9 protein-coding genes are annotated in these 12,105 nt (G+C 73.6%); 5 read left to right on the top strand and 4 right to left on the bottom strand.

The genetic code is table 11. The annotated features are described in order from the left end of the window. The first annotated feature begins 624 nt into the window (after window positions 1-624). Window positions 625-1,605 carry a 2,3,4,5-tetrahydropyridine-2,6-dicarboxylate N-succinyltransferase gene (gene dapD, locus ACWCRA_RS30995; RefSeq protein ID WP_351548994.1) on the top strand — a complete coding sequence of 327 codons (981 nt, stop codon included), beginning with the start codon at window positions 625-627 and terminating at the stop codon, window positions 1,603-1,605. Here dapD and dapA read toward each other — a convergent pair. Next, window positions 1,602-2,516: a 4-hydroxy-tetrahydrodipicolinate synthase gene (dapA, locus tag ACWCRA_RS30990; RefSeq protein ID WP_451069144.1), complete on the bottom strand. Its 915-nt coding sequence runs from the start codon at window positions 2,514-2,516 to the stop codon at window positions 1,602-1,604. The genes dapD and dapA overlap by 4 nt on opposite strands. Window positions 2,517-2,684: 168 nt before the next feature. Between dapA and ACWCRA_RS30985 the strand changes: the two genes are divergently transcribed. Then, window positions 2,685-3,416: an antibiotic biosynthesis monooxygenase gene (locus ACWCRA_RS30985; protein ID WP_351548988.1), complete on the top strand. Its 732-nt coding sequence runs from the start codon at window positions 2,685-2,687 to the stop codon at window positions 3,414-3,416. Between the two features lie 28 nt (window positions 3,417-3,444). On the opposite strand, the gene ACWCRA_RS30980 is transcribed toward ACWCRA_RS30985, so the two are convergent. Next, window positions 3,445-5,292: an endonuclease/exonuclease/phosphatase family protein gene (locus tag ACWCRA_RS30980; RefSeq protein ID WP_351548985.1), complete on the bottom strand. Its 1,848-nt coding sequence runs from the start codon at window positions 5,290-5,292 to the stop codon at window positions 3,445-3,447. A gap of 323 nt (window positions 5,293-5,615) precedes the next feature. Between ACWCRA_RS30980 and ACWCRA_RS30975 the strand changes: the two genes are divergently transcribed. The 3 genes from ACWCRA_RS30975 to ACWCRA_RS30965 all read left to right on the top strand — a co-directional run bounded on the left by ACWCRA_RS30975 (window position 5,616) and on the right by ACWCRA_RS30965 (window position 9,839). Continuing rightward, entirely contained in the window at window positions 5,616-7,070 is a 1,455-nt protein-coding gene (locus tag ACWCRA_RS30975; RefSeq protein ID WP_351548982.1) for a hypothetical protein, read from the top strand. A 597-nt stretch (window positions 7,071-7,667) separates the two neighbouring features. Beyond that, complete coding sequence (locus ACWCRA_RS30970) at window positions 7,668-9,116, top strand: alkaline phosphatase PhoX (RefSeq protein WP_451069143.1); 1,449 nt, start codon at window positions 7,668-7,670, stop codon at window positions 9,114-9,116. 492 nt (window positions 9,117-9,608) lie between these two features. Continuing rightward, on the top strand, window positions 9,609-9,839 hold the full coding sequence (locus tag ACWCRA_RS30965; protein ID WP_351548977.1) for a hypothetical protein: 231 nt from the start codon (window positions 9,609-9,611) through the stop codon (window positions 9,837-9,839). 107 nt (window positions 9,840-9,946) lie between these two features. On the opposite strand, the gene ACWCRA_RS30960 is transcribed toward ACWCRA_RS30965, so the two are convergent. Next, window positions 9,947-11,173, bottom strand: a complete 1,227-nt coding sequence (locus tag ACWCRA_RS30960; RefSeq protein ID WP_451069142.1) for a TerD family protein — start codon at window positions 11,171-11,173, stop codon at window positions 9,947-9,949. Between the two features lie 105 nt (window positions 11,174-11,278). Next, complete coding sequence (locus ACWCRA_RS30955) at window positions 11,279-12,103, bottom strand: NAD-dependent epimerase/dehydratase family protein (RefSeq protein WP_451069141.1); 825 nt, start codon at window positions 12,101-12,103, stop codon at window positions 11,279-11,281. Between the last annotated feature and the right edge of the window lie 2 nt (window positions 12,104-12,105).

Genomic DNA, 12,105 nt, shown 5'->3' with positions numbered 1-12,105 from the left:
GGTGCCGCAGGGCGGCGGGCTGCTGCTGGTCGGCACGGAGGAGTACGAGCCGTGGCACCTGGCGGCGCATCTGGTGGACGAGGCGGCCTGGTCGGCACCGGTACCACCGGTGGGCGCGGCCGTTTCCGTCTTTCGGGGGCGATGCGCTTTCGTGCCCGGGGTCTTCGGCTGAGGCTGGGTGAACCCCGGTTCGTCTGGGGGTGCCTCCCGGAGGCGGCGGACTGGGGGAGCCCGGGCAGACCCAGCCTGTCCGGGGGTGTCTCCCGGAGGCGGCTCTGGGTGTGTTTGAGGACGGACCCCGCGCCACAGGTGCCCGCGTGGTGCGGGCCTCGGTCGGGGGCCTGCCCCCGAGCCTCCGCGCCTCAATCGCCGGCGGGGCTGGGTGTGTCAGCCCGTCCGGGGGCACCTCCCGGGGGGAGCTCTGGGGGTGTTTGAGGGCGGACCCCGCGCCACAGGTGCCCGCGTGGGGCGGGGTGGGTCCGGGAGTCGCCGGCTCGGCCTTGGCCGGGGGGAGCCGGATGATGAGTACCCCGGGCAGCCGGGGGTCACGGTCGGCCGGGGGCTCCCGGGAAGCGGGCGGAGGACGGTTGGCCCGGGGGGCCGGGGGCGCGTTAGGTTCTCCCCATGAGCGATATCACCACCCCCGGCGCCGCCGCCTCCGGCCTCGCCACCCTCACCGCCGACGGCACCGTCCTCGACACCTGGTTCCCCGCCCCCGAACTGCTCTCCGAGCCCGGCCCCTCCGGGACCGAGCGGCTCTCGGCCGAGCGGGCCGCGGAACTCCTCGGCGCGGGCGCCGCCAAGGCGATCGGACCGGACGCCCGCCGGGGCGTCGAGGTCGTCGCCGTCCGGACGGTCATCTCCTCGCTCGACGAGAAGCCGCTCGACGCCCACGACGCCTACCTCCGCCTCCACCTCCTCTCCCACCGCCTGGTCAAGCCGCACGGCCAGAGCCTGGAGGGCGTCTTCGGCCTGCTCGCCAATGTCGCCTGGACCTCGCTCGGCCCGGTCGCCGTGGACGCGATCGAGACGGTCCGTCTCAACGCCCGCGCCGAGGGCCTGCACCTCGCGGTCACCAGCATCGACAAGTTCCCCCGGATGACCGACTACGTCGTCCCCAAGGGCGTCCGCATCGCCGACGCCGACCGCGTCCGCCTCGGCGCGCACCTCGCCGAGGGCACCACCGTGATGCACGAGGGCTTCGTCAACTTCAACGCCGGGACGCTCGGCACGTCCATGGTCGAGGGCCGGATCTCCGCCGGAGTCGTCGTCGGCGACGGCTCCGACATCGGTGGCGGCGCCTCCACCATGGGCACCCTCTCCGGCGGCGGCAGCGTGATCATCTCGATCGGCGAGCGCTGCCTGGTGGGCGCGGAGGCCGGGGTCGGCATCCCGCTCGGCGACGAGTGCGTCATCGAGGCCGGGCTCTATGTCACGGCCGGCACCCGGGTCACCCTGCCCGACGGTGAGGTCGTCAAGGCCCGGGAGCTCTCCGGCGCGAGCAACATCCTCTTCCGCCGCAACTCCGTGACCGGCACCGTCGAGGCCCGCCCGAACAACGCGGTCTGGGGCGGTCTCAACGACGTGCTCCACAGCCACAACTAGACACGGACGACACCCGGATCGCGGACACCGGCGGTCAGCTCCTCGTACGCCCGGCGCAGCCCGTCGACCACCTCCGGCCCGGCGGGCTGCAGCGGCTCCCGCACCCGCCCCGCCCCGCCGGCCGCGCCCAGCAGCGCCTTCGCCGTCACCGTGCCCGGCAGCCCCGAGGCCATCATCAGCTCGGTCAGCGGCAGCAGCCGCCGGTGCAGTTCGGCCGCGCGCGCGGTGTCCCCGGCGTCGAAGGCGTCCAGGACCGCCCGCAGCGGACCCGGCGCCACATTCGCGACCGTACTCACGAACCCCGCGCCGCCGATCGCGTACAGCGGCAGATTCAGCTCCTCGCAGCCGGAGTAGTACGCCAGCGGGGTGCGCGCCAGCACCTTCGCCGAGCCGGCCAGATCACCGGCGCAGTCCTTCACGGCCACGATCCTCGGGTGGCCGGCGAGCCGCAGCAGGGTCTCCACCTCGATACGGGTGCCGGTGCGGCCCGGGATGTCGTACAGCATCAGCGGCACGCCGACCGCGTCCGCGACCCTGCGGAAGTGGGCCTCGACGGCCGGCTGCGGCGGACGGCTGTAGTACGGGGTGACCACCAGCAGCCCGTCCGCTCCCGCGCGTTCGGCCGAGCGGGCCAGCTCCACCGTGTGGCGGGTGTCCGCGCTGCCGACGCCCGCGATCAGCGGCACCCCCGGGCCGACCGCCTCCCGCACCGCCCGGACCAGCGCGGTCTTCTCGGCGTCGGAGGTGGTGGGCGACTCGCCGGTGGTCCCGTTCAGGACGAGGCCGTCGCAGCCCCCGGCCACCAGATGGACCGCGTGGCGCGCCGCCGCCGCGAGATCGAGCCCCCCGCCGGCGGCGAAGGGAGTGACCATGGCGCAGAGGGCCCGGGCGAAGGGGCGTGGTGTGCTCATGTCCGGCAGTTTCGGTGAGCCGACCGTCAAGGTCCACTTAGTTCCGCTCCGGTTCACCTGTAAGCAGCACTGAAGATTGGCCGCGCCCTTGACCTCAAGCGGAGTTGACGTTTCACGATGGTGACCGACGGCGCGCCAGCGGGGCGCGCCGGGGAGAGGGGTCCCGCCGTGTCCCAGTCCGTCGTCGAGCAGCCCGACGCCCGTCCCGATCCGCGCCGTCCCGGGGTCGGCCTGGTCAAGATCTCCACCTGGGAGGTGGGGACCCCGGAGCGCCAGCGGGCGGCCGTCGACGCCATCGCCCGCGCCTGGCACAGCCGGGAGTGGCCGGATGTGGGGCTGCTCTCCTACACCGTCCACATCGGGGAGGACGGCCATACCCTGCTGCACTACTCGCAGTGGACCGCCGAGGAGGCCTACCAGCAGTTCTTCGCCCGCTACCGGGACGAGAAGAACGCCGAGATCGACGCCGCCGTGCCCGGGATCGAGCGGCTCGGCCTCCACTCGTACGAGCTGTACGAGTCCGTGGGCGGAGGCCCGGACGACCCCCGGGTGCCCGGCTGTGTGGTGATCGTCGAAGTCGAGTTCGACGGACCCGACCCGGTGCGGCAGCGGGAGTGGGCGGACACCGTGCTCACCGCGATCGGGTCCGACGCCGCGGCCCCCGACGGGCAGCGCGCGGGCGGGATCTCCGGGTCGTTCCATCTCGGCACCGACGGCACCAGGGTGCTCAACTACGCCGAGTGGGAGAGCGCCGACGCCCACCGGGCGGCCCTCGCGGCCCCCGGCGCCGGCGTCGGCTCGGACACCGGCCCCTGGCACCGTGTGCGGGACTACCCCGGGGTGCGGGTGTCGCGGGTGAACCGCTACGCGCCCGGGCTCAGCCTCCACCCGGGCGCGTAGGCCCCGTACGTCAGGGACGTCAGGTACGTCAGGGACGGAAGCGCAGCACCTGCGGGTCGTGGTCGCTGTTCTGGTCCGCGAACTCCGCGTTGATGTGGACGCTGTCGTACGCGAAGCCGCCGATCGCGGGGCTGGTCAGGATCTGGTCGAGCACCTGGCTGTTGCCCTGGAAGACATAGGAGTAACGGTCCTTCCGGGGCAGGGACTCGACCGCCGGGTGGAGCGCCCCGCCGTCGGTGAGCGCCTCCGTCGTCGCCGAGAACTCGAAGTCGTTGATGTCGCCGACGACCAGCACGTCCGCGCGCCGGTCGGCCTTGAGGACATCCTTGACGAAGGCGTTCACCGACTGCGCCTGCCGCAGCCGCTGGACCTCGGACGAGCGGTTCGGCGGCTGGTGGTGCGAGACGAGGGACTCGTCGCCGCCCTTGGAGCCGAAGTGGTTGGCGATGACGATCACCGGGCGGCCCCGGAAGCCGAACTCGCCCGCGAGCGGCTTGCGGCTCGACTCCCAGGCGCTGTCGGCCGGGTCGATCCGGCCGGGGGAGAGGGTCAGGGCCGCCCGGCCCCGGTCGCGCACGACACCGGTCGGGGTGGTGGCGTCGCCGCCCGCGCGGTCGGTGAACGAGACCCGCTCCGGGTTGAAGAGGAAGACCTGACGGATGTTGCCGCCGGGCTGGCCGCCGTCCTTGCCGTCCTCGGGCGAGACCGAGCGCCAGTCGTACGCCGGTCCGCCGGCCGCGACGATCGCCTCGGTGAACTTCTGGACCGTCCGGTCGGCGGCGACCGTGCCGTCGTTCCTCGCGCCGCTGTTGTCCTGGATCTCCTCCAGGGCGAGGATGTCGGGCGATGCCAGGTTCTCCACCACCGCCCGCCCGAGCGCGTCGAAGGTCTCCTGCGGGTCGGACGGGTCGAGGTTCTCGACGTTGTACGTCGCCACCGCCAGCTCGTCACGGTGCTGCGGACGGGTCCGCTCGGCCGCGAGCCCCCTGTCGTCGAGGGTGCCCAGGGTCCGGGCGGTCAGGGTGTAGCCGCCGAACTGGTTGAAGTCCAGCGGCCCCTCGGTCCGGCCGGTGAGCACATCGCCCACGTCCGCCTTCGGGAAGGGCCGCTCCGCGACCGGGGTCAGCGACTGGATCTGGAGCCGGCCGGTGTTCTGCGAGGTGTACGAGCCGTAGCGGGTGCCGCCGCGCCCGGTGCGGTTCTCGTGCGGCTTGACCGTCACCCACAGCTCGGAGAACGGGGTGGTCGCGCCGACCACCCGGGAGGTGCCGATCCGGACATTGCTGCCCTCCAGGGACTCGTAGTGGTCCAGGGCGTACGCGCGGGGCCTCAGCGGCAGCGCGTTGACGCTGCCCCCGGCGGCGGGGTCGCCCGCCGGGGTGTACGCGGAGGGGACGGAGCGGGCGGAGATGGTCACCGGGGCGGGCAGCGCGTTTCCCGACGAGACCACCGTGACCGCCGGGCGGGAGAGCTGGGTCAGCGACTGGTTGCCGGACGCGGCGCCGCCGGGGACGAATTCGGTCACCGTGCCGGAGACCAGCACCTCGTCCCCCACCCGCACACCCGGGGTGGAGCCGGCGCCGGTGAAGACGAAGACGCCCTCGCTGGTGGCCGGGTTCGTGTCGGCGTCCGGGTCCTGGAACCAGAATCCCCGCGACGAGCCGTAGGTCCGTACGCCGGTGACGATGCCGGGGACCCCGGCGACCTGCCGGCCGGCCAGCGGGGAGATCCGGGTGGTGCCCTGGATGTCATGAATCCGGACATCGTCGGCCGAGGGGCCGGCCGCGGCGGCGGAGCCCGTGAGCAGACCGGCGGCGAGCGCTGCGGCGACGGCGGCCGCGAGGGCGGCGGTTCTCGGTACGGCGGAGGAAGGCATCGAGTGCTCCGGGATCGAGGGGCGGGGAGTGCGGGTCGCACCGCTGGTGGTGGGGCCGGACGACCCCGGGGGCGGTGCTCTACGCGCGTCAATCTCTTGGGTGGGCGGGGAACTTGTCAAGAGCCTCCGGATGGACGGCGGGGGTCCGGCGGATGAAAGGGGGCGCGGCCGGCGCGCACGGGGTCGTCCGCCGGGTGTCCGGGCGCCGCGAGGGGTGTCCGGGGAACGCCGTCCGGGCGGCGAAACCCGGTGAAATACGTCTACGCTGGAGAGCGTCCCGGGGTCACGTCAGGACCCCGCACGCCCCGAGGAGAAACCGCCAGATGTCCCAAGACGCTCCCATCCTCCCGCCCGTACGGCTGCTCTCGGACGCGGAGCTGGCGCGGGACGCGCTCGCCGCCCCCCTGCTGACCAGGGCGGTCCGGCTCGCCCGCTGGGCCGGGCCGGAGACCCGCGTGGGCGCGGGCGGCGAGCTGGCCGACGAGCAACTGCCCGCGGCGGCGCGGGAGCTGGGGCTCGGCGAGGACGAGGACGGACCGGCGTACGCCAGTGAGGCCTGGCGGACCGCTGTGGACGCCGGTCTGGTGGAGGTCCAGGACCCCGAGGACGAGAGCGCGGAGTACGGCACGGTCACCGCGGGGGAGAATCTGGCGCTGATCACCTCCGGGAGCCCGCAGGACATCCTCACCATCTGGCTGGAGGCGCTGGAGGCCGTGCACGCGGACGCCATCGCCCCGCTGCTGGACGATGTCTCCGACGCGATCGGCGACGACGGCGAGATCGACCTCGGGCTGCTGGACTGGGACCCGGAGGCGGAGGCGGAGTTCCTCGACGGGGTGCTCGGCAATCTGTATCTGCTCACCGTCTCGGACGGCGCCGCGGCCGACCAGCCGGTGCCGCTGCCCGCGCTCGCCGCCTCGATGATCGTCCCCGACGACATGGGGGAGCCCACCGACGACGTGCTGGAGCAGGTGTCGGTGGCGATGATGCGGCTGGACGACCAGTTCCGGCTGCTGGAGCCGGTGGGGCTGGTGGACTACCAGCCGGTGGACGAGTCGCTGATGATCGAGGAGGGCGAGGCGGCGGGGGCCGCCGCGCCCTCCGTCGACGACGAGGACGTCTCCCGGTACGGACTGGTCCGGCTCACCCCCCTGGGGCTCTACGGCATCCGGGCCCGGATGCTGGAGGCGGGCGTGGGGGCGCCTGCGGTGGGGGAGCTGGCGGACAAGGGGGCGGACGCGCTGCTCGACGGGATCGCCCACTACCCCGAGCCGGCCGCGCGCGCCGAGACCGAGCAGTGGCTGGCCCGGCGCGAGCCGGCCGCCGCCGCCCATGAGCTGCTCGCGGCGGCCCGCGGCGCCGACGAGGGCGGTCCGCTGCGGCGGCTGCGCTGCCAGCAGGCGCTGACCCTGGTGGGGGAGCGGGCGGAGGGGGAGGTCCGGGCGGTCCTGGACGATCTGGAGCTGGGCGGGCTGGCGCGGGTGTGGCTGGCCGAGCGGGGCGCGGGGGATGTGCCGGCGCCGCCCGAGGCGATGATCTTCTGGTTGTCGGTGGACACGATCGCGGCGCAGCTGGACGCGGAGGGGGAGACGGAGGAGCTGAGGGGGTTGGTGGTGGGGCTGACGGGGCAGCACAGTGGGTTCTTCGACGCGGTCTGGCGGGTGGATCATCCGGCGACCGCGGAGGTGCTGGACGCGATCGGGCGCGTGCACCCGGACAAGCGGGCGGCGAAGGATGCGAAGAAGGCCGCGTTCAAGTCCCGCTCCCAGCGAGCCTGAGGGTCCGCCCCCGCGGGGTGCGGGTTTCCTGTGGCCCGGGGTGCGTCCTCAAACTCCCCCGGAGGTGCCCCCGGACGGGCTTGGTTTGTGCGGGGCTGTCCTCAAGTGCCGGGCGGGCTGGGGGTGTCTCAGCCTTGCCGGTGGGCTGGGGTGCGATTCTCAGCCTCGCCGGCGTTTGAGGCGCGGCGGTTCGGGGGCGGGCCCCCGACGGTGGCCCGCACCGTGCGGGGGACCGGGGCGCGGGGGCCGTCCTCAAACTCCCCCGGAGGTGCCCCCGGACGGGCTTGGTTTGTGCGGGTCTGTCCTCAAGTGCCGGGCGGGCTGGGGGTGTCTCAGCCTTGCCGGTGGGCTGGGGTGCGATTCTCAGCCTCGCCGGCGTTTGAGGCGCGGGGGTTCGGGGGCGGGCCCCCGACGGTGGCCCGTACGGTGCGGGGGACCGGGGCGCGGGGGCCGTCCTGGGGCGTTGGGGAGGGGGGAAGTCAAGCCATCCCCGTGGCCAGTTCCTTTCCCTGCGGCGAGCGCGTGTTCAAACCCCTCCCTCACGAGGGAGGAATCGTTTGCTCACTCCCCTCCCCGACCCCCCTCAGGAGACACCCGATGCCCTTCACCCGAAGAGAGTTCAGCCGGCACTCCGCGCTCACCGGCGCGGGCATCGCCCTGACCGGTGCCGTCGGTGCCCTCGCCACCGCCCCCGGAGCCCTCGCCGCCGAGGATTCACCGGAGCGGGGCGGGGACGACGAAGGGGAACACGGGCCCGGCTACGGGCCGCTGCTCCCCGACCCGGACGGGCTGCTCGCACTGCCGGAAGGATTCTCCTACCGCGTCCTGACCGAAGCCGGTGTCACCCGCCTGGACACCGGCGAGTTCACCCCGTCCCACCACGACGGCACCGCCGCCTTCCCCGGCCCCCGCGGTGTGAACCTCCTCGTCGTCAACCACGAGCTGCGCGGCACCCGCCCCCGCTGGCGCCATCCGGTGCCGCTCACCGAGGGGTTCGTCTACGACCCGGCCGCTGCGGGCGGCTGCACCGTCGTCGAGGCGCACCGGCACGGCGAGGTGGCCCAGTGGGTCGGCGTCGCCGGCACCTCCACCAACTGCGCCGGCGGCGGTACCCCCTGGGGCACCTGGCTCACCTGCGAGGAGACCGAGGAGCTGGCCGGCCAGAACGGCATGACCAAGGACCACGGCTATGTCTTCGAGGTCGACCCCTACGACCGCCGCGCCAACCGCGACCCCCGCCCGGTCAAGGCCTTCGGCCGCTACGCCCACGAGGCCGTCGTCATCGACCCCCGCCGGGGCCACGCCTACCTCACCGAGGACGCGGGCGAACCCCACGGCCTCTTCTACCGCTGGGTCCCCCCGGCCGGCTTCGAACACGGGCGCGGCAGGCTCCGCACCCTCGCGGACGACGCCGGGGTGCTCCAGGCCCCCCGCTGCTTCGACTCCGGCGGCCGGTTCGTCGACGATCTCTCCCGGGCCACCAGGCTCGGCACGGTCTACGGCGTGGACTGGACCGATGTACCCGACCGGGACGCCCGCACCACCCCCGTACGGCTCCAGTTCGCCGACGGCGCCGTCACCCGGGGCCGGAAGCTCGAAGGCGCGTGGTGGGGCGACGGAGGGGCGTACATCGTCTCCTCGTACGCCCGTGGGGACAGCCCCGGCCCGCACTCCGGGCAGGTCTGGTTCTACGACCCCAGGCGCCGCACCCTCACCCTGAAGGTGCTCCTCGGTGTCAGCGACGACCCCACCCGGGGCGGCGGCTACGACGGCCCGGACAACATCACCGTCTCCCCGTACGGCGGGCTGATCATCGCCGAGGACGGCGAGGGAGCCCAGCACCTCTTCGGCGCGACCGACCGGGGCCGTACCTACCCCATAGCCCGCAACGAACGGAACCTCGGCACCGAGGACGCCCCGGAGTACAGCGAGTTCACCGGGGTCGTGTTCTCCGCCGACGGCCGCACCCTGTACGCGAACATGCAGAGCCCCGGCATCATGTTCGCGATCACCGGCCCCTGGAAGCGCCACGCGCACCGCGACTGACAGCGCTCCGCCGGGTGCCCGCACGGCCCCTCGCGGCGGTACGGGCACCCGGTCGCGCCGCCGGCCCCGGAGCGGATCGCGCGGAACGCCGCATCGCTCATTGGAGTGGAGCGCGAGCCGCGCGGGCGCGCCGTGCGGGGCCCGGCGGAATGCCTGCCGGGACGGCCCCGGAGCCGGCGGCCCGGCGCCCGCGCGCGGAGAGCGCGATCCCACCGGCCCGGCGCACGGCAGAGAGCCGGTGGCCGGGGTGATCGACCTGGTCACCGCCGGGGTGATCGAGATCCGGTACGACCGTCCGCCGAGCCCGCGCCGGGGGGTCGGCGGACGGTCGCGGCCTCCGGCCCGCTCCTCCGGCCAGCCGTTCTGACCTGGTGTTCAGTCGTTCCCGATGCCCCACCGACCGGGGGTTTCGGCGGCCGACTCCGGTTGCGATCTGACCACGGTTGACGCGGGCGCTGTCGCATTACGGTCGGAGAGACCATACTTGCAGTAATGACGAAGTCAGCCGGTTCCCGGCGCCACCTGCCGTCCAGTCCCTTCAACCGCAACAACCCGGCAGCCCCGCCAATCGAACAGTACGCGGTGGGCGACCGGGTCTCACATGATCAATTCGGCCTGGGAAGAATCATCGCGGTCGAAAACGACAACGCCGCGGTGCTTGTCGACTTCTCCGGGCGCAAGGGCAGGATTCTGAGCCCTTTCGCCAAACTGGCCAAGCTCTGAGAACCGATCCCCGCCGGGGCCCGCCGCCATAGGCAGTGGGCCCCGGCGGCATGTCCGGCCCGGACGCGCCCGCCCCGCGCCCCGGCGGCTGATCCGGAAGAAACTCCCTACAGCGCCTTCCCGGCCGGCTTCACCATGCCCCGCACGGTGCGTGACTTCACGAACTCGCCCATCGCGGTCATCTCCCACTCGCCGGAGAACTGCCGGATCAGCTTCGCCATCATCACGCCCGTCTGCGGCTCGGCGCCCGTGAGGTCGAAGCGCACCAGCTCCTCACCGGTCGCCGCGTCCAGCAGCCGGCAGTAGGCCTTGGCGACCTCGCTGAACTTCTGGCCCGTGAAGGAGTTCACCGTGAAGACCAGGCCGGTGACCTCCGCCGGGAGACGGCCGAGGTCCACGGTGATGGCCTCGTCGTCGCCCGCGCCCTCGCCGGTCAGATTGTCACCGGAGTGCTTGACCGAGCCGTTGAGGATGGACAGCTTGCCGAAGTAGCAGCTGTCCAGGTGGTTGCGGTTGGGGCCGTAGGCGATCACGGAGGCGTCGAGGTCGATGTCCTTGCCCCGGTACGCGGGCTCCCAGCCAAGACCCATCCTGACCTGGGAGAGCAGCGGACGGCCGCCCTTGACCAGGGAGACCGTCTGGTTCTTCTGGAGGCTCACCCGGCCCTTGTCCAGGTTGATCTTTCCGGTGCCCGGGGCGGGCGCCGCCGGGGGAGCGGCCGGAGCGGCGGGCGCCGCCGCCACCCTCGGGTCCACGGGGGCGGACGGCGGGACCGGGGCCGCCGGGGCCGCCGGGGCGGGGGGTGCGACCGGCGCCGGGGCGGCCGCAGGCTCGTCGTCGACGGAGACACCGAAGTCGGTGGCGATGCCCGCGAGACCGTTGGCGTACCCCTGGCCGACCGCGCGGGCCTTCCAGACGCCGTTGCGCAGATAGATCTCCACGACGACGAGAGCGGTCTCGGTGCCCAGCCGGGGCGGGGTGAAGGTGGCGAGCACACCGCCGTCGTCGGCGGTGCGGATGGTGGCGGTCGGCTCGACGCCCTGGAAGGTCTGGCCCGCGGCGTCGGGGCTGGCCGTGACGACGACCTTCTCGATGCCGGGCGGGAGGGCTCCGGTGTCCACCACGATCGCGTCGGGCGCGCTGCCGCCGCCGGAGCGGTAGGTCACACCCTGGCCCGTCGGCTGGTTGTAGAAGATGAAATCGTCGTCGGAGCGCACCTTGCCGTCGGCGGTGAGCAGCAGGCCCGATACGTCGAGCCGCACCGGGGCGGCGACGTCCACCGTGACGCGGGCGGCGGAGAGGGGGATGTTCGAGCCGGGGGTCATAGCTGTCATGCCGGGAGTAACGAGCGAGGGCGGTTCACCGTTCCCCTGCCTGTTTCCGCCGCGCTCCCCGGCCGCGGCTCGCCCGCTCGCCCCCCTCGCCCCCTCGCCTCGGCCTCAGTGCGGCCACCGCGGCGGATCGGTGACGAAATGGCCGCCCAGCCGCGCGTGCGCCGGATTCCCCGGCTCCAGCTCCCCCTGCTCGGCGACGAGCTTCGGGGCGAACTGCTCCGAGTCGTCCCGGGGGTCGTAGCCGAGGGCGCGCGCGCTGCTCAGATCCCACCAGAGCCGGGTGTTGGCCGACGATCCGTAGACCACCGTGTGCCCCACGCCCTCGGCGGTCAGGGCCGCGTGGAAGAGCCGGGCGCCGTCGCCGGGGCTCATCCACACCGACAGCATCCGCACCGTGGAGGGCTCCATGAAGCAGGAGCCGATCCGGACCGAGACCGTCTCCACGCCGTGCCGGTCCCAGTAGAGCTGGGCCAGATCCTCGCCGAAGCACTTGGAGAGCCCGTAGTAGGTGTCGGGGCGGCGCGGGGTGTCCACGGGGATCAGCTCGCCCGCGCCGTGCGGCGGCTCGCCGCGCGGCCGGGGGGTGAAGCCGACCGCGTGGTTGCTGGAGGCGAAGACCACCCGGGCGATCCCCTCCTCGCGGACCGTCTCGTAGAGGTGGTACACGCCCTCGATGTTCGAGTGGAGGATCTTCTCGAAGGGCGCCTCCAGCGAGATGCCCGCCAGATGGATGACGGCGTCGACGCCCGATACCGCCTCGCGCAGCGCCCGCCGGTCGGAGAGGTCGGCGGTGATCGCGTCCGGCTCGCCCTCGATGGGCGCGGCGTCGAAGAGCCGGAGCGTGTAGCCGTACGCGGGCAGCAGCCCCCGCATCAGCGTGCCGAGGCCGCCTGCGGCGCCGGTGAGCAGGACGGTGCGGGGTGGGGGCATGG

It is taken from the genome of Streptomyces sp. NPDC001889 (genome assembly GCF_053594535.1).
This window is presented reverse-complemented; position numbering and strand designations above follow the sequence as displayed.